The sequence below is a fragment of the Tengunoibacter tsumagoiensis genome, from assembly GCF_003967535.1.
GTDB lineage: Bacteria > Chloroflexota > Ktedonobacteria > Ktedonobacterales > Ktedonobacteraceae > Tengunoibacter > Tengunoibacter tsumagoiensis.
In genome coordinates this window covers 4,052,490-4,070,064 of record NZ_BIFR01000001.1, presented here as the reverse complement: position 1 = coordinate 4,070,064, position 17,575 = coordinate 4,052,490, and the positions used below count along the sequence as shown (strand labels likewise).

At 49.8% G+C, this 17,575-nt stretch carries 14 protein-coding genes; 3 read left to right on the top strand and 11 right to left on the bottom strand.

Annotated elements, in window-relative coordinates; genetic code table 11:
- Positions 1 to 231: 231 nt before the first annotated feature.
- From ilvC to rpiA, 4 genes are all read right to left on the bottom strand, one after another.
- A complete protein-coding gene (gene ilvC, locus EL628_RS16005; protein WP_126580928.1) occupies positions 232 to 1,212 on the bottom strand; it encodes a ketol-acid reductoisomerase in 981 nt (326 codons plus the stop codon).
- A gap of 23 nt (positions 1,213 to 1,235) precedes the next feature.
- Entirely contained in the window at positions 1,236 to 2,093 is an 858-nt protein-coding gene (gene panB, locus EL628_RS16000; RefSeq protein ID WP_126580927.1) for a 3-methyl-2-oxobutanoate hydroxymethyltransferase, read from the bottom strand.
- Between the two features lie 16 nt (positions 2,094 to 2,109).
- Positions 2,110 to 3,006, bottom strand: a complete 897-nt coding sequence (gene panC / locus EL628_RS15995; RefSeq protein ID WP_126580926.1) for a pantoate--beta-alanine ligase — start codon at positions 3,004 to 3,006, stop codon at positions 2,110 to 2,112.
- A 146-nt stretch (positions 3,007 to 3,152) separates the two neighbouring features.
- Positions 3,153 to 3,848 carry a ribose-5-phosphate isomerase RpiA gene (gene rpiA, locus EL628_RS15990; RefSeq protein ID WP_126580925.1) on the bottom strand — a complete coding sequence of 232 codons (696 nt, stop codon included), beginning with the start codon at positions 3,846 to 3,848 and terminating at the stop codon, positions 3,153 to 3,155.
- Between the two features lie 365 nt (positions 3,849 to 4,213).
- On the opposite strand from rpiA, the gene EL628_RS15985 reads away from it, so the two are divergent.
- Entirely contained in the window at positions 4,214 to 6,109 is a 1,896-nt protein-coding gene (locus EL628_RS15985) for a response regulator (RefSeq protein ID WP_161975541.1), read from the top strand.
- Between the two features lie 37 nt (positions 6,110 to 6,146).
- Positions 6,147 to 6,269: a hypothetical protein gene (locus EL628_RS30820; RefSeq protein WP_281276546.1), complete on the top strand. Its 123-nt coding sequence runs from the start codon at positions 6,147 to 6,149 to the stop codon at positions 6,267 to 6,269.
- A gap of 112 nt (positions 6,270 to 6,381) precedes the next feature.
- Here EL628_RS30820 and EL628_RS15980 read toward each other — a convergent pair whose 3' ends face one another.
- From EL628_RS15980 to cysS, 7 genes are all read right to left on the bottom strand, one after another.
- Positions 6,382 to 7,263 (bottom strand): PspA/IM30 family protein, encoded by an 882-nt coding sequence (locus tag EL628_RS15980; RefSeq protein ID WP_126580923.1) that lies wholly within the window; start codon positions 7,261 to 7,263, stop codon positions 6,382 to 6,384.
- Positions 7,264 to 7,359: 96 nt separating this feature from the next.
- The gene (locus EL628_RS15975) at positions 7,360 to 8,916 is read right to left on the bottom strand and encodes a flotillin family protein (RefSeq protein WP_126580922.1); all 1,557 of its coding nucleotides are present in this window, start codon (positions 8,914 to 8,916) and stop codon (positions 7,360 to 7,362) included.
- A gap of 5 nt (positions 8,917 to 8,921) precedes the next feature.
- Positions 8,922 to 9,716 (bottom strand): hypothetical protein, encoded by a 795-nt coding sequence (locus EL628_RS15970; protein ID WP_126580921.1) that lies wholly within the window; start codon positions 9,714 to 9,716, stop codon positions 8,922 to 8,924.
- Entirely contained in the window at positions 9,703 to 10,059 is a 357-nt protein-coding gene (locus tag EL628_RS15965) for a hypothetical protein (protein ID WP_126580920.1), read from the bottom strand. Before EL628_RS15965 ends, EL628_RS15970 begins: the two co-directional genes overlap by 14 nt.
- A gap of 167 nt (positions 10,060 to 10,226) precedes the next feature.
- A complete protein-coding gene (locus tag EL628_RS15960) occupies positions 10,227 to 10,730 on the bottom strand; it encodes a transcriptional regulator (protein ID WP_126580919.1) in 504 nt (167 codons plus the stop codon).
- Between the two features lie 432 nt (positions 10,731 to 11,162).
- Positions 11,163 to 13,574, bottom strand: coding sequence for a penicillin acylase family protein (locus EL628_RS15955; protein ID WP_126580918.1), 2,412 nt, complete (start codon positions 13,572 to 13,574; stop codon positions 11,163 to 11,165).
- 71 nt (positions 13,575 to 13,645) lie between these two features.
- Entirely contained in the window at positions 13,646 to 15,067 is a 1,422-nt protein-coding gene (gene cysS / locus EL628_RS15950) for a cysteine--tRNA ligase (protein WP_161975540.1), read from the bottom strand.
- A 720-nt stretch (positions 15,068 to 15,787) separates the two neighbouring features.
- Between cysS and EL628_RS15945 the strand changes: the two genes are divergently transcribed.
- Entirely contained in the window at positions 15,788 to 17,500 is a 1,713-nt protein-coding gene (locus tag EL628_RS15945) for an MDR family MFS transporter (protein ID WP_126580916.1), read from the top strand.
- The last annotated feature ends 75 nt before the right edge of the window (positions 17,501 to 17,575 follow it).

The window sequence follows — 17,575 nt, the reverse complement described above, 5'->3', positions numbered from 1 at the left end:
TCTCAATAGATTATTGTTTCTGCTAGTACATTAGACGTTCGAGAGAGATGTTTTGTTGCAAAAAGATAGGGAGCGGAACTGCGGTAGGACAATTGGATGAGCCAGGAGAGGGTTGAGTATGAGAAGAGAGCGACAGTGGAGAAAGACTGCCGCTCCTTCCAGAACGGAAAAGGCTACAATATTATAGAAAACACGGGAAATAGTATGTATAGTGTGCGATAAAAGAGAAGGCTAGATAGACACATGCCCAATCTGGCGTCCCACTTGCTCAATAAAGTGATTGCGATCCTGGCGACGCAGGGCCTGAAGGCGAGGCTGGCCGGCCTGATTCTCCAGAATCCACTCGCGAGCGAAGGCTCCAGTCTGAATATCAGAGAGGACTGCTCGCATCTGTTCACGTGTATGTGCATCAATGATACGCGGTCCACTAAGATAATCGCCAAATTCAGCCGTATCACTGATCGAATTGTGCATAAAATGAATACCCCCGGTGTAAAGAAGATCTGCAATCAGTTTAACTTCTTTGAGACAACAGGTATAAGCGACCTCTGGTTGATAGCCTGCTTCAACGAGCGTTTCAAAGGCCATACGGATCAGATTGGTGAGGCCACCGCAGAGCACCACCTGTTCTGCAAACAGATCGGTCTCGGTCTCTTCAGCAAATGTTGTCTCCATGACACCAACGCGGGTACAGCCAAGGGCGCGCGCATAGGCTAATGTCAGCGCTTTCGTCTGACCGCTTGCATCTTGATAGATCGTCCAGAGTGCCGGAATACCAGTTCCAGCGCAATACATCTGTCGCAACATAGCTCCGGGGCCATTGGGAGCAACCATTGCGACATCAACCTCTTCAGGTGGAATGATCTGGCCATAGTGGAGGCTAAAGCCATGGGCAACAAGCAAGAGATTACCTGCTTGTAGAGATGGGAGAATCTCCTGTGTATAGAGGCGACCCTGAACCTGGTCTGGAGCCAGGAGCATAATAATATCGGCCTGTTGAGCAGCTTCGCGAGGCAGCAGAACTTGCCAGCCATCCTGCTCCGCGCGATGACGACTCTTGCTCTGGAGTGGAAGACCGACTACAACATGGCAGCCGCTATCGCGCAGATTAAGAGCATGAGCATGGCCCTGGCTTCCATAGCCAATGACAGCAATCGTCTTTGGTTGAAGGACCGTAAGATCGGCATCGGCATCGACATAGATTTTTGTCATAGATTGTTTAACTTTCTAGAGCATTATTCATCGAGCACTGGTTCCTGTTCCTGTTGCAATGCCTGTAGGACTGTTTTATCGAAATGATAGCTCTCTTTATCGGTAGGGAACGAGCCTGCCTGGACTTCTTGATGAAATGCCTGCAAGGCTTCTGTTGCAGTATGTGCCAGTTGTGCAAATTCACGAACAAATTTGGCGAGATGGCCCAGATTCAGTCCGAGAACATCATGATAGACCAGGACCTGACCATCACACTGTGCACCAGCCCCAATACCAATCGTTGGAACGTTAACGGATTGTGTGATTAAAGCCGCGAGAGAGTCAGGAATACCTTCCAGAACGATGGCAAAAACGCCTGCCTGTGCGATAGCTTGAGCATCGGCGATAAGATCTTTCGCCGCCTGGAGATCTCTCCCTTGAACGCGAAAGCCTCCCATTGTCAGGACCGATTGGGGGGTGAGGCCCAGGTGTCCAACAACAGGAATCTCAGCATTGACCAGAGCCTTAATGACGGAGAGACGCTTGCGTCCACCTTCTAACTTCACGGCATCGGCATGACCCTCTTGAACAAGCCGTCCGGCATTGCGAACAGTCTCTTCCGGTGAAATATGGTAGCTAAGCCAGGGGAGATCGACAACCACCAGGCAATGAGGACGGGCACGATTTACCGCTGCGGCATGATAAACCATCTGATCGAGCGTCACTGAAAGCGTATCTTCGTGTCCCTGGACCGTCGTAGCGACCGAATCTCCAACCAGAATCATATCGACTCCGGCCCGATCAACAATCTGAGCCATTGAAGCATCATAAGCTGTAACCATGCTTATTTTTGGACCCTGTTTGCGGGCCCGAATCATCGGAACAGTGATCTTTTCACTCATTGTTTCAACATTTCTTTCATATGTTTGTCTCGGAAGAGGAATATAGCACCTGGCCTGTATCCCAACTTCCATGAGTTCGATAAATAAAGTTATCGATGAGGCGTGTTGCACCGATCGAAACAGCAAGTAAGAGGAGCGCAGGTGCCTGAAGTCTCTCCAACGAGAGAAAAGTCTCTGCGTGACGCAGCTCGATATACTCTAAGCGAGCCAGCGGTTCCTGAGCAATAACCGTCTGCATCGCTTGTAGGACCAGGCGAGTATCTGTCGTAGGATCGCTCTCAAAGAGCTTGCGACCAGCCTGCAAGGCCTGATAGAGAATAGTCGCTGCATGGCGTTGTGGTGGAGTGAGATAGCTGTTGCGGCTACTCATGGCCAGCCCATCGTTTTCACGAATAGTCGAGCCCACCTGAATTGTAACCGGGAGATTGAGATCTTTCACCATGCGCTGAATCACAGCGACCTGCTGTGCATCTTTCTGTCCAAAGTAGGCAGAGTGAGGCTGAATCAATGAAAACAATTTCAGAACAACCGTAGCAACGCCTCGAAAATGGCCTGGTCTGGCAGCTCCTTCACCCTGATTTGCCAGCACGCCACCAGGTTCAACAAAGGTCATAAATGCTTCAGGATACATTTCGCTTGCTGAAGGAGTAAAGACCACATCAACCCCGACGGCTTCAAGGAGCTGGAGATCGCGAGCGAGATTGCGTGGGTATCGAGCAAGGTCTTCATGGGGTCCAAACTGAGTAGGATTAACGAAAATGCTTGCCACAAGGATCGTATGAGCAGAGCGAGCCTTCTGGAAAAGCGAGAGATGCCCTTCATGAAGGAAGCCCATCGTAGGGACAAAGCCTACTGAACCATGCCATTGATGGCGTTCTGTTTCCAATGCTTGAATAGTCTGAATGATCTGCATACTGCGCTGGTCCTCTAATTCTCAACAACGAGCTTTGTGTCAAGCCTTCTCTCTATCAACAGAGAGGAGTCGCTATCTGCCACCCCCTCTTCTGCGTTGATCCTTCATAGTGGGAATGAGCTTTATGCTCTGTAAGATTGCTGTGATTATGGAAGATACTGAAGGCCATTGGGGCCACCAATAATAACCTGCGACGCCATATGAATGAAGAGCCCGGTCTCTACAACTCCTACAATCTGATGAATACGAGCATCCAATGAAGAAGGATCGGAGATACCCTGAGGGAAGCGGCAATCCACAATCAAATTGCTGTTATCGGAGATAAACGTCGATCCATTTTTAACGCGTATCTGTGCTGAAGCACCCAATGCCTGTAAATGTTTCAGAACAGGACTGACGCCAAAGGGTGTGACCTCGACAGGGACAGGAAAGTTCTGACCAAGATGGCTGACCTGCTTTGAAGGATCTGCAATGACAATAAAGCGTTGAGCAGAAGAGGCCACGATCTTTTCGCGCACCAGCGCACCTCCAGCCCCTTTGAGGAGACGGAGCTCTGGATCTATCTCGTCTGCCCCATCAATATAGAGATCTAATTCGGGATGAGCATCGAGTGTCGTCAAAGGAATACCTACCTGCGCTGCAAGATCATGAGATGCATTGGAGCTTGGGACTGCACCCGCAATCTGGAGGCCAGCTTGAAGACGCAGACCAAGAGCCTGAATAAAATAATTAGCGGTCGAGCCAGTACCTAGCCCGATCAGCATACCATCCTGAACCAATTGAGCCGCAGCCTCACCAGCCGCTTTCTTCCAATTATCCTGTTCAGATGTGTGAGCTGTCATAAATCTGCTCCTTTAAAAAAGAATGTCTATCATGTTTATGATCAGGAAAGAGAGATCTCTTCTATAAAATGAGTATCAGGCGTTATTTTGAGGAGAAGCCAGAGCGCTTCCAGAGCCAACCTCTCCTGGGAAGAGTATAGCACGCCGCGATCACACCCTACAAATGTGCTTAGGTGCTTGTCTGGTACCTCTTTGTTAGATCTTGCCATGGTTAAGGGAGTCGTGATACACTCTTCAAGTAATTGCATAACCAAGCAACGAGGAAGACCTATTGATCGTGATACGACAATGATGGCTGATGAATGGGCGTAAGGGTCTGCGTTGACGGGTGGAAGCAGCCAAATCTGTTTCAGGTGGTAGGAACGATGTCTGAAGTCTGGCGTATTTTTGTGGTTGAGGGAGATGAATCTCTTAACCGTAGCATAGTCAATTCTCTCCATAAGGATGGGTACGCAGTTCAAGGAGTAACGAACGGGGCGGATGCCGTACGCGTCTTATGGATGGAAGAATATGACGTGGTAATCTGTGACCTGAAAACTCCAGGGACAGATGGTTTTGAGCTGCTGCAATGGCTACGTTCGTATCGACCCAATACGCGCATGATCCTTATAGGCTCAATAGATATGCCTGCTCTCCGTGTGCAGGCGTTAGAGAGTGGTGCTGCAAGCTATCTTGAGCATCCTCTGGATGTGCGCCTCTTAAAAGAAGAGTTACGCCGTTTATTGCAACAGAGCGGTTTTAGTGCGAGCCTGGATTCATTTGATCTGCTCGATGTAATCCAGATTATCACGATGAGCCGTAAGAGTATCACCCTCTTGCTCAATACTGGTTTAGAGGAGCGAGGCGTTCTCCGTTTCCACAATGGAGAGCTTACCTGGGCAGAGTATGGTGTTCTGCGAGGGGAAGAGGCTTTCTTTGCCCTGGCTGCGCATAAAAATGGGACTGTCACCCAGCAAGATTGGGATGATGGGCAGCGAGGTTCAAATGTAACCCAGCCATTATCGCGTCTCATTTTCCAGGCGTTACAATATCGTACAAAATATGCAGACCGGCTGCAATATAGTGGAGAGCTCAATGCTATCCAACAGATGCAAGCGGGTGCACCAGAACTTCCAGCCTTTCCGCAGATGCAGTCGGGCGAACAGAAACTGAACCTCTTCTCGAACATTGGCACTTCAGGGGATGAGATTGATGATAGTCCTTTTGTCTTTGTCGAGGGTCCTCAGACTCCAGTGCAGCCAGTGCAACCTCCAATCGAGCGGGCCTTTCCGACGCAGATAGAGAAAAGGCAGGAGACGTTGCAACCGACGCCACATAACTTTGAGATAGCGGGAGCGGACAAAGGGGACACACGTGAATGGTGGGAACGTACCAGTCAGATTGTCAGCGTCAACAAGAGCTCGGGGGTTGAACACGGCTCTGCTACTACGCCAGCTCAATATTTTGATGAGCAGGCGCGCCAGAGTGGGATTCGGCCTCTCGGGGATCAGAATCTTTCTCAATCCGAGCTACCAAGCTGGCTGACCGATAAGGCTATTAGTAGCGGAATGCCAGCGGTCCGACCTTCATCGCTTGCCAATGGAGAAGTGGCACAGCCGCCGAAACCAGAAGGCCGAAGTTCAGCGCCCGAATGGCCGCAGTCTATCGCACAATCGAAGACCCCGCCCCCTGTTCAAGCCAATGCACCAGTGAAAGAGAGCGGGCCATTGCAGCCAGTGCCGCCTAACTGGCTAACCACTCCGATCGAACAGGCTCGTCCAGCCACGCCTGCTGCTCAGCCGCCATTGAATGCTGCACCAACCAGCGGGCCGTTGTCTTATCCAGATTTACAAGATAGCAATCCTATGTTAACCTCTGCGACCTTAACGGCACAGAGGGCGGCACGACGCAACTATACCGCTCTTGTCTCTGCATTGCAGACGCTGGGCTATTCAATTGCAGGTTTTATTGCCGCCGCAGTAGTGAGTAGCGATGGTCAACCGATTGCCCAGGTTGCGGTTGATGATCTGGATGTAGCCCGGATCTGCAAGCCATTTAGCACGATACAGAAACATATTCTCATGGTGCTTGAGCAGAGCGAATGGGGCGAATATCAAGATACCATTATCAGTAGCGCAGATGCCCACATTTTAATGCGTCAGGTGGGAGTTGAGAAAAAGGCTTTTCAAGTCTTAATCACTACGCGCGAAGCAAACCCGATTGAGAGTCTGGAAGTTATGGCAAATGTGGAGGGTGCGATTAGCGCCGCCCTGCGTCAATAGCGATATCTGAGTTATAAAGAAAGAAGTGAGTGAGATTATGAGTAAAGAAGAGATTACCACCCAGGAAGAAGAGAAGCCAAATCGCTGGTATTCTATCCTGGTTGGCATTTTTATCGGCATTGCAATTATTGCAATCTACGCCATCTTTTTTAACAGTTAGAGCATAGCCATTCATGACAGGGGTTCACTACCCTGCATGAACATTGAGGATTTCAGAAGAGAACTCAGAGCAGCTCTGATAGTGGCGAAGAAAGCTTTGTCGCCGCGATAGCTCAGGAATCCATGCTTTGTGGTGTGTCCAGTAGCTTTTTCAAATGCTTCAACTGGATATCTTGTTGAGTTGAGGGCTCAGAGGGGATATGGGCCTGCCGTATGCGCGAAGGATCGCGCTTTGTGGAGGGGTCAGCCTGATCTTCAGAGAGTGGTTGAGTGGACAAAGGACCTGTATGAGGCTTTTTGGCGTTTTGCACAATCTGCTGCATATTGAGAGGGGATTGTGCAGGCTTCTGAGACTTAAGATGTTGTAACTGATTTTCAACCATCTGCTCCCGGGTCAACTGTGTCAACTGCGCATCCAGTGAGCGCGAGTGGAGATCGGCCAGCGCTCGTGCACGCGCTTCGGCCTCAATAACAGCATCTTGCGCCTTCGTGGTCGCCTCTCGATCCTTCCGATTACCTGTTTTATTAAGAGCATCAAAGACCCGTTGTTGAATCAGCGCATTGCGTTTGCGGGTCGCTAGAATATCGATCGTCGTATCAACCTCAGCTATTTTTGCCTCTAATTGACGTAGTGCGTTACGCATTGTTGACACAAGACTCTCCTGCTCCTGTTTTTGCTGTAGATAGCGCTGCATCTGCTTATTTGTGTCGTTATAATGAGTAAGAGCATCTCGTGCAACATCATCATTACCTTGTTGGACCGCCTGCTCAGCTTTGCGTAACCAACCATCGGCCTGCGTTTTGCGCTCCTGACTCCGCTTTTGCAGCTTGTGACTCTCTGCGATAGCCGTTGCGACCTGTGTCTTCACCTGAACTAATTGATTGCGCATATCTAATTGTAATTGTCGCAAGACCTTCTCAGGATCATCCGCAGTCTCCACAACGGTTGTAAGGTTTGCTCGGAGCAAAGTAAGTACTCGTTCCAACAGATTCATAGGCCCACTCCACTTCTCAAAAATAGCTATCCTCCATGATTAGGAAAGGGAGAGAGAAGCTTAACTTCTCTGCTCCCTATTAGTACGCTGTACAGACTATTTATTGGCAGTATTGGAAGCAGCGTTTGCAGTACCATTGGCACTGGCTTTGGCTGCATCCGTGTTGGTGCTGTCTGTCTCTTGTGTATTGATCGCAGGGACACGGCTCATCAGTTCATTAATACGGGTGCCACTCAGAAGTTCAAAGAGGGCAGGGACCTGTGCAGCCATATTCATGATATCGCCAGTCAGGCGGCTGGCACCTACGCCATTGTGATTGCCATCGCCACCCGTCGAAACGATCGTCACCTTATCAACCTTGCTAAGAGGCTCAGCGATAGCACGAACAATCTCAGGCATGCCAGTGAGGAGTTTATCGAGTACAGCGGCCTGATTATATTCGTGGAAGGCAGCGGCTTTGACTTTCATTGCATCGGCCTCAGCCTCACCTTTCGCACGAATAACTTCAGCCTCAGCAAGACCACGAGCGCGAATAATTTCAGCTTCAGCGAGACCACGAGCGCGATTTGCTTCTGCATCACCAAGACCGCGAGCTTTGGCAGCGTCGGCCTGACCTTGAGCTTCGAGAATCAAGCGCTGGCGTTCGGCCTCAGCCACCGTTTCAATACGGCGACGATCGGCCTCAGCAGCCTTCTGAATCGTTGCCTGTAGCTCTAATTCGCGGCGCTGGATTTCAGCCTGTTGTACTTTAATCTGAGCGTTCTTCTCGACCTCAGTAACGCGAACAGCCTCAGCAATGACCTGCTGCTGAGTCACATTGGACTGAATATCGTAGGATTTGTCCGCAGTTGCCTGTTGCTTTTTGATTTCGGCCTCGAAAGCAGCCTTTTTCAAAGCCAGGTTACGCTGTGACTCAGCCTGGAGAGCCAGCGATTCGGTCTCCGCTTTCACGCGTTCCTGATCGGCCATGGAGCGAGCGACGGAGGATTGGCGAGCAGCGTTGGCCTGTTCAATCTGAGTATCGCGTTGAGCAAGAGCGGCAGCGATATCGGCCTGTTTGCGGATCTGAGCGATCTGTGGACGGCCCATATTCGTAATATAGTCGTTCTCGTCACGGACATCTTTAATGGTGAACGAGATCACCTCAAGGCCCATCTTCTGCATATCAGGGGTAACGGTCCGCAGCATCTTGCCGCCAACGCTTTCGGGATCCTTGACCAGATCCTCAACCGTAAGCTGACCAACAATGCCACGGAGATGCCCTTCCATGACCAGACGGATCAGATTTTCGCGATCATCCTGATGTTTATTTAAAAACTGTTCGGCAGCAGTTTTAATGCTCTCATCATCAGAGCGGACCTTAATCTGAGTCACGGCCTCTACATTCACCGCAACGCCTTGAGTCGTATAGAGAGCCTGGCGGGGGGCGACATCAAAGGACATCAGTTCCAGCGATAAATCTTGAGCGCGCTGGAGCATAGGAATCACAAATTGTGCGCCGCCAGTAACAATTTTGGTGCCACCTTTACCATAGACAATGAGAGCCTGGTTTGGGCCAACCTTGCGCAAGAAAGTGGCATAGATACGAACAATCACCACGACAATAAAGAGTGCGGCGATAACGCCTGCACCAATAATAAGAGCCCATTCCATAAGTATTACTCCTTTTGTTGGTCTTGCTGTAGGGCATACTCTTCAGTAATATTAGTAGATTCATCAAGTAAGGCGCGGAGAGTGGCTAATTCGTTACTATGAGACCCTTCTATCCCCACCGACTCTTCCTGGTTGACAAAATGTTCCCAGGTATCGACCTCTGCAATACCACGCTGATAATTGATCACCACCACCTCTTGATCGCGTTCAAGACGACGTCCATCGATGCTACGTGCAGGAATACTCTTGCGCATCCCACCAGGAGAGAGATAGAGAATCTCGCCCATGCCATGCTCTTGAATGGTCAGGCTGACCTTTCCCAGAAGACCAGTCCGGTCAGAGACATCCTGGACTGTAGCTCCCTCACTATCGCGAAAGATGCGCGAGATCAAGAGTACAATCAAGGCTGCAACGAGCAAGCCACTTATGCTGGCTAGAAGCAGCGTTATAGCCAGTGGGAGGGTGGTTGCGTTGTGAAAGATATACCCAAAAAAGCCAAAGCCAAAGGCGAAGAGGACAATCGTAATAGGATTAATATACGCGAGAAACGACAATGTATCAGAGGTTGCCTGGCGTTGAGTCGACTGATGACTCGTATGGGTTGTGGTATGAGCATGAGTTGCATGCGTGCTGACATGAGCTGCATGTGCGGGCAGGTGGACATGCGGAGCAGCATGGCCATGGCCAATGCCAGCAGTATGTCCATGACCGCCACCCAACAGGCTGGTAATGACAAGAAAGAGGATTCCTAGCAGGAAACAGACGATAAACAAGATTGAGAGTGGATCAGTAGCGATCATAGCTATGCTCCTTTGATTGCTGACCATGAGTGGTATGTGCAATCTTGACGACCTGTACCCCCCATTGGAGTTCATTGTATTCAAGGATGCCAATGATGCAGATCAGGAGACCACACGTCCCGAGCACAAATGCTACAAGCAGGCAAAGGAGCAGAGAAGAGGCTCCAATGACTGTGAAATCCATGTTTCCATAGAGGCCAGCGATACCAGAGAGTAACGAGCCAGACAGGAAAGCCGTTGGTAGAAGGACAGGGTGGCGCTGTAGCAGAGGATTCCGGCTCTGCTGGAAAAGGTAGCGCTGTGACCTGACTGAATCCAGGCACTGCTGTTGGCTACGAAACATACATCCACCTTTGTGTAGAGGCTACAGGGCGGACCCTGAAGCGTCAAAAATGTTCCTGTTCTGTAAACGGATAGAGCAGGGAAGAGTGTAGGCCAGAATAAAAACACGGTTCTATAGAAAGAGACGTAGCCTGACCGTAAAAATACAATCTCCCCTTTTTGATGATGTTACTGATCGAGCATTGCGCTCTCTTCAGATTCCTGATGCTCTTCGAGAGCTTCTACAATAGCCTCTAGCTCTTCAATTGAATAGTCCATTAACTTTTGCAGGACATCCAGGTAGCGGCGAGGATCGGGTGCATTGGCGAGCGTCTGGAGCACTGTATGCAGAGCTGGCTCGATGCGCCACTCAGCAGCATTCGCAACTAGCCAGGTCTCCAGGCGATCTGTGTGCATCTCCATCTCTGAGAGCAGATCGGTGCTATAATCGGGGGGATCGCTGACAAGATACCCAGGATGTACCTTAAAGAAACGAGCCAGCAGATCTCTACTAGACGCAGTGAGATGCAGACGTTTAGAGCTTTCCAACTGGGACAAATAGGCCTGACTGATGCTCTCGCCAAGCTCCTCTTGCATCGTTTTGACAATTTCCATCTGCGTCATGGGCCGGTTAATTCCCCGTAATTCCCCTTCTACCTCGCGCAAATGCTTAATCTTCTCCGCTAAGTTCATATTTTTCCTCAAATAACTATTTGCTATAGAAAGTATAGCTTTCTGTTATGAGGTTGTCAAGAGGTGAGGCAAAAGGTAGCGGCATCTCCTGGCATGGTGGCAATGAATGCAAAATGTACTGGCAGAAAAAGACTTCTCAAGCGTGTTGTGGGCTGGATTCATGCTCTGGGTGATACCACGATAGTGTGATTTGATTATACTGTATTGTTGGCTTTATCATGACTGAATGTACCAGAAATAGCCAGATCAGCTTACTTGAGCCATGAAGAAGGACAAAATAATGAGGCTTGTTCGCATGTACAAGCCTCTCTGAGTGTGAAGCAGGGCCTGTGACTCACTCTGCATTCTCACATAGCTATAGTTTACAGCTAGAATCTCAAGAATAAATCTTGAAAATGTAAAGAAAGTATATAGTTGTTGTGTTTGTTGTGTTTAAGGTTGGAGTTCCAATTGTTCGATGGTCGATTTTTGCACCCGTTGCTGGCTAAAGGGTAGCGAATGATAGGCCTGTTGCTGCCAGAGTGGGAGCTGATCGGCATAATGGGGGCTCATAGGATGCCCAGATTGACCGGGAGAGTGGATTGAGCGTGAGTTATCCCAATCATTCAGGTCAGCAATCAGTCGATAGGAGGCAGTAGCCACCACTTCTTCCGGGTGAATGATCGAGCTGGCGCTGACATTGATCGTATCATTATCGCCTCCGATCGGGAATGGGCCTCGATTGAAGGTCTTCTCCAGCGTTTTCGTTGTGCCCATGGGATGTTTATAGGTCAGCGTATGAATAGCGCCATATTGCCATCGTAGGATATTGGCTGTAAGGGTGTGACTGAGCTCTTCGATGGTTGCCTCAAAGGCACGTTGAAGTGCAGTCTCCCATGAGCTGGGCCCATTAGGCAGGGCTGAATGAGCAAACCAGCTATCATCCTGTACTTTGAGCAGACGAATGAGCCAGGGCTTAGCACGACTGGTGTAGCTATTTATAGAAGAGCTCCTGCCTTGATAGCTACGTTGAAGAAGCTCGTCGTCACCCAAGATAGCATCCAGAACGATCTGTTCCAGTTTCCGTTGAAACGTTGTATAGATGGCAGCTGCAATGCTTTGTGGCGATAGTGTATAATCCCAGCTCAGGAGAATCTCGTGGGCAGCTCGCTTGAGTGGCGTGTCGGTAGAAAGCTGAAGGAGATAAGGGGTATATTCGGTTGCCGGGAGAGAGAATTGATCGGTCTGGATCGTTTGCATATCTTCGAGCGTAAATTTCTCTTTTGCCAGGAGCAGGTTTGTGATGCGTTGGGCGCGATAGCCATTGGCCCATTCATGAGTAATATAGTAGTGATAGTTGTCATCAAGCATGCGATTATTGGCTGTAACAATAAAATGTTGCTCTGGATTATAGCTCTGCGGAAGCTCTGCAAAAGGGATATATCCCGTCCATTCATTCTCGCCGGTCCATCCGGGTGAAGGAAGGAGCGCCTGGCCACGAGCGCGGATGGGGATCTTCCCGGCCATCAGATAGCCAATATTACCGGACCTATCGGCATACACGAAATTTTGTGCTGGCGTATCCCATTGTTGGAGCGCAGTTTTAAATTGCTCCCAATCTGTGGCGCGATTGAGGAGATAGATTGCGGCGGGAAGGGTACAATCCTCAAAGGCGGTCCAGCGCAGGGCAAGCGGAAGTTCGCTTTGTTGTGTTGAGGTGAATGTTGTAAGAATAGGGCCATGGCGTGTGATGTAAACCTCTTCGATCACTGGTTTGGCCTGATCTTTGACGATGATAGATTCTCGTACGATCGTCGCATCTTCCCAGTGGTCTTGAAACTCATATTGGCCCTGGGCGTTGAATCTTTCAATGTAGAGATCCTGGACATCGGAGACCGCGTTAGTGATACCCCAGGCAATCTGGTCGTTGTGACCAATGATGATGCCAGGGTTTCCTGGGAAGCTCACACCTATAACGTTCAGGGTAGGGCTCTGTAAGTGACATTCATACCAGACAGAAGGGACAGCCTGTCCGAGATGGGGATCATTGCAGAGAAGGGGCTTGCCCGTCTGGGATCTGGTGCCATCGACCACCCAGCTATTGCTGCTACTCAGGGCACCCAGGCCACTGAGCTCTTTGATCTGAGCAGATTGTTCAAGCAGGTCAGGATTGATACCTCGATAGGAGACCCCAGGAGGAATGGTCAGTGGATGGCTGGGAGCATCCCCGGTTTCCAGTCGGCTGGCCTGTTCAACGCCGAGTTTTTCGATCAGTTGAGCACGAATGAGCTCAGTCTCCCAGTTTCCACTGAGGCTCCAGGCCTGTAGTTTTGACCAGAGCAGTGTTGCGGCAGGTTCCCAGAGAACAGGTGTAGTGTGTAATCGTTGAAACTCGATGGGAAGCTTTTTTATTCGGGTCTCGCTATGTGTATTGATATATGCATTGACCCCCTGACTATACACCTCTAATAGATGCCGATCGTGCTCCGAGAGGCGAGAGAGATGTGCCTGAGCGGCTCGATGAAGCCCCAATCGACGACAAAAGCGATCAACCTCAAGAGTGGGTGCACCGAACAGTTCTGAGAGACGACCAGATGCCAGGCGTCGATTAAATTCCATCTGCCAGAGACGATCCTGAGCATGAACATAGCCCTGTGCAAAGTAAAGATCATCATCATTGTGAGCGTAGATATGAGGGACTCCATAGGTGTCAGTCTGGATAGTCACAGAGGAATGCAGGCCAGGAATGTGGAGTGTGCCACTTTTGCGAGGGAGCGATTGACGAGTAAAGGGATCATAGGAGCCGCTGAGGAGACTGGTTAGATCAGCGGCGCTCTGACGAGTCTTTTGCCACCGAGATGCCATTCATCTGCTCTCTTTCTATTGGGAAAAAGACGACAAGAGAGGGAGGAGAAGCCTCCTCCGCTCCTTCTATTTTAAACTAGCTCAGTCCCATTTGCAGTATCTCGTACCTCGAACCCCAGAGCTTTTAGAGCTTCACGCAGGCGATCGGACTCCTTCCAATTGCGTGCTGCACGAGCTTCATCGCGTAGACGAACGAGCTCCAGGGCCTCGGGGCTAAACGTGCGCGTTGCGCGTGGCTGAACGGTCTCCAGTCGCAGGCCCAGTACGCGATCAAAGTCTAGAATGAGATGGCGGCGCTCACCGGGCTCGATTTTTGAGCTCCGAACGGCTTCACGTGTAATGCTAATGGCCCCGGGGAGATCCATATCGTTGTTGATCGCCTCGTGGAAAGCTTCGCGGAACCGTTGGGCTTCAACTGACCAGGTTGTAGGAGCCTCCGTGATTGGAAGCTCTGCCAGATCGGTGCGGAGATTATTCAATGCATTCTGAGCACCCGCAATAGACTCATCCGTAAAACCCTGTTTAGAGCTATAGTGAGCAGTAAGCAGCAGGTAGCGATAAGCCATGGGCTCAATACCCCGCGCTTTGAGCGTATCCAGTAGAATGACATTGCCAACCGAGCGAGACATCTTACTATTGCCGAGATCGAGAAATTCGTTGTGAAGCCAGTATTGGACTGGCTGCTTGCCTGTTGCCCCCTGACTTTGAGCAATCTCATCTTCGTGGTGAGGGAAGACCAGGTCGCGTCCGCCCGTATGAATATCGAACTGCTCGCCCAGATATTTTGTCGCCATGGCTGAGCATTCAATGTGCCAGCCAGGGAAGCCAGTGCCCCAGGGGCTCTCCCAGTTCATCTGGCGAGAGGCATCGCCTCGTTTCCAGAGGGCAAAATCTTCTGGAGCCTGCTTATCCTCAGCAATCTCCATCTGAGCGCGACCATGGCCGCCCTCGCGAAGATTCTCGACCGTATTGCCCGAGAGAGCGCCATAGCCTTCAAAGCGGCTGACATCATAATAGACATTGCCATCGGAGACATAGGCGAGGCCGCGCTCGATTAATTTTTCTGTAATTGCGAGCATCTCAGGGATATGATCCGTTGCCCGTGGCGTCACATGAGGAGGCAGAATATTCATCTCAGCCGTATCGCGCAGATACTGTTCGGTATAGTGTGCAGCAATTTCGTAGGCCGAGCGACCAGTTGTGCGCGCCTCATGCTCTAATTTATCCTGTCCTTCACGAGCCTCATCATCATGGAGATGGCCGACATCGGTGATATTGCGAACCAGGAAAACATCGTAGCCGTTATATTCCAGGATACGGCGTAGCCAATCGGTTGTCGTAAAAGCGCGGAGATTTCCAATATGAATATCTTTATAGACCGTAGGGCCGCAGTTATAGATGCCCACGCGAGGTGGATTCAGGGGCTGAAAGAGATCTTTGGTGCGGGTCAATGTATTATACAGATAGATTGGTTTCTGTGAAATGTTAGCCATAAACTTTCTCTCCTCTGGAGCAGGTAACTGCATAGTGTTGGCATAAGAGGCAGTAGCCCAGGCAGCGGATGTACGGGGGGAGGCTATGATGAAACCTGTTGGATCGCACAGAAGTTTAACGTTCACAGAGGGCTGAGCTACTTAACGGTACCTCTGTAAACGTAGAGACAGCTAGAATAATCCATGCGATAGTTCACGATGTTTTCTCCAACTTTGCCAGAGTAGATTACATTCTTACCCTGGAAGTATACCATAAGCTTTGTGCGTTGTCATTACTCATTTTTTTATGCACTCTTTTCCTCTTAAAGGAGGGCATATTGTATCTCAGATCAGGACCAACGCTTAAAATGGGATATTTATAGAACTCTCTTGACATTTCGATGACCATATCGTAATATTTTGACTGTAGGGTCATAATGAGAAGTGAAGTATGGGAGAGGTAGTTGAGTGGCTAGTGATAATGTGCCTCTAAAAAAGAACCACACCAGAATAAACATCAGTGTAGAGGTTTCTTCTGAATTTTGAGCGTCGATAGGCGGCTCATTTTTGATGCTTTAGACAATAACAAATCTCCTGACTGGGAGCGTGTGTGTTGTAAAAGCTCCTGCCTGGCGTGTGGCGACGAAGAAGTGCAAGCGTCTGGTAAACGTAAACAATCTGTTTTGACTATGCTAAAAACTTTTTGCTACAGCAACGGGACCCCAAAGGAAGGACTAACGAATGGCCTCAACGTCGCAAGTCTCTTCGGTTGAAGAGGAAAAAATTTCTGCTATCGAGCAGACACAGGAGAGACCACGCTATACCGATCGTGAGAAGCTCTTAACCATGCTGGGCGTATTGATGGTGATGCTTCTTGCTTCATTGGATCAGACCATTGTTGATACTGCGATGCCGCGCATCATTACCGATCTGCGAGGCATTAATTACTATACCTGGGTTACGACAGCTTACTTGCTGACATCGACCGTCATGGTACCAATCTATGGAAAATTATCGGACATCTTTGGTCGTAAGCCTATCTTTCTCATTGGTGTTGTTCTCTTTCTGGCGGGGTCTGCTGCCTGTGGAGCCTCGCAAAATATGGCCCAGCTCGTTGCTTTTCGCGCATTTCAGGGAATCGGTGCTGCGGCTCTGATGCCAATTGCGATTGCCGTGATTGGAGACCTGTTTACGGCGCGTGAGCGTGGACGTTGGCAGGGATTGACTGGTGGCATCTTCGGCCTCTCTTCTGTCCTGGGACCGACAGCTGGTGGATGGATTACCGATAACTCGACCTGGCGCTGGGTGTTTTATGTCAATCTGCCAATTGGCGCGATTGCCTTACTCGTTCTCATCTTCTTGATGCCAACTTTACATAGCAAAGATAGTCGCCGACCAAGTATCGATTATCTTGGCGCTGCTCTGTTAATTGCTGGAACGGTTCCATTCCTGCTGGCCTTTACCTGGGCGGGTTCCACCTATCCCTGGCTCTCCTGGCAGATCATGAGCCTGTTTGCGGGTGCGCTGGTAGTTTTGACCACCTTTGTGTTTTATGAGCACAATCTGGAGCGTCATGACGGGCAGCCAATTATTGACCCAAGCCTGTTTACCAATCGAATCTTCACCACATCCGTACTTATCTCCATGATTACAAGTATGGGTATGTTTGGCTGTATTGTCTTTCTGCCCCTCTACTCACAGGGTGTTCTGGGTATCTCCGCTACCAATAGTGGCCTGCGTCTGATTCCATTGATGGGAGGCATCATTGTCTCCAGTATTGTCTCTGGTATTCTGGTGTCGCGCTTTGGAAAGTATAAGCTGATTGCGATTGCTGGAATGGTGATTGCGATTGGTGGATCGCTGTTACTGCAACAATTGACGGCTGATTCAACGCCCAATCAATTGATTGTGGCGATGCTGGTGTTGGGCCTGGGACTGGGTTGTAGCTTTTCGCTCTACACAATTATTGTGCAGAATGCTCTACCGACCAAGCTGGGACAGGCTACGTCTGGTCTGACCTTCTTCCGGCAGATAGGTGGAACAATTGCCGTTGCAGCGATGGGTTCAGTGATGAACTCAACATACTCGCCTGCTTTCCAGAATGCTATTCCGGCAGCTGTGAAAAAAGTCTTGCCAGGCAAGACGCTGGATCTCTTCAATGATCCAAACGTGCTCCTGTCGGATGAAGTTCAGAAGCAGTTTCAGAAGCAATTGGCGGCGTATGGGCCACAGGGGAAAGCGCTCTATGGGCAATTGATGGAAGCTGTAAAAGTTGGTCTGACCGGAGGCATTCATAATGTCTTTGTGTTAAGCTCGCTTTTGATGGTTCTGGCTTTTATCATCTCGCTCTTCCTGAAGGAGATCCCACTTATCGGCAACAAGCGTAAAGCTGCCGAGCATGAGGCTCCTGAGGATGCTGCATCAACAAGTGTTTCGGCAATCTCTATCCATTAATCCATAGGTCATTGAAGAACCGTTCGGGCTCCCTCTATCTCACAGAAAAGAGAGGGAGCCCGAACGGTTTTTCAA

Coding starts and splice junctions, on each gene's coding strand:
- ilvC (WP_126580928.1), bottom strand. CDS start 1,212: ATGACAAAAATCTATGTCGATGCCGATGCCGATCTTACGGTCCTTCAA.
- panB (WP_126580927.1), bottom strand. CDS start 2,093: ATGAGTGAAAAGATCACTGTTCCGATGATTCGGGCCCGCAAACAGGGT.
- panC (WP_126580926.1), bottom strand. CDS start 3,006: ATGCAGATCATTCAGACTATTCAAGCATTGGAAACAGAACGCCATCAA.
- rpiA (WP_126580925.1), bottom strand. CDS start 3,848: ATGACAGCTCACACATCTGAACAGGATAATTGGAAGAAAGCGGCTGGT.
- EL628_RS15985 (WP_161975541.1), top strand. CDS start 4,214: ATGTCTGAAGTCTGGCGTATTTTTGTGGTTGAGGGAGATGAATCTCTT.
- EL628_RS30820 (WP_281276546.1), top strand. CDS start 6,147: ATGAGTAAAGAAGAGATTACCACCCAGGAAGAAGAGAAGCCAAATCGC.
- EL628_RS15980 (WP_126580923.1), bottom strand. CDS start 7,263: ATGAATCTGTTGGAACGAGTACTTACTTTGCTCCGAGCAAACCTTACA.
- EL628_RS15975 (WP_126580922.1), bottom strand. CDS start 8,916: ATGGAATGGGCTCTTATTATTGGTGCAGGCGTTATCGCCGCACTCTTT.
- EL628_RS15970 (WP_126580921.1), bottom strand. CDS start 9,716: ATGATCGCTACTGATCCACTCTCAATCTTGTTTATCGTCTGTTTCCTG.
- EL628_RS15965 (WP_126580920.1), bottom strand. CDS start 10,059: ATGTTTCGTAGCCAACAGCAGTGCCTGGATTCAGTCAGGTCACAGCGC.
- EL628_RS15960 (WP_126580919.1), bottom strand. CDS start 10,730: ATGAACTTAGCGGAGAAGATTAAGCATTTGCGCGAGGTAGAAGGGGAA.
- EL628_RS15955 (WP_126580918.1), bottom strand. CDS start 13,574: ATGGCATCTCGGTGGCAAAAGACTCGTCAGAGCGCCGCTGATCTAACC.
- cysS (WP_161975540.1), bottom strand. CDS start 15,067: ATGGCTAACATTTCACAGAAACCAATCTATCTGTATAATACATTGACC.
- EL628_RS15945 (WP_126580916.1), top strand. CDS start 15,788: ATGGCCTCAACGTCGCAAGTCTCTTCGGTTGAAGAGGAAAAAATTTCT.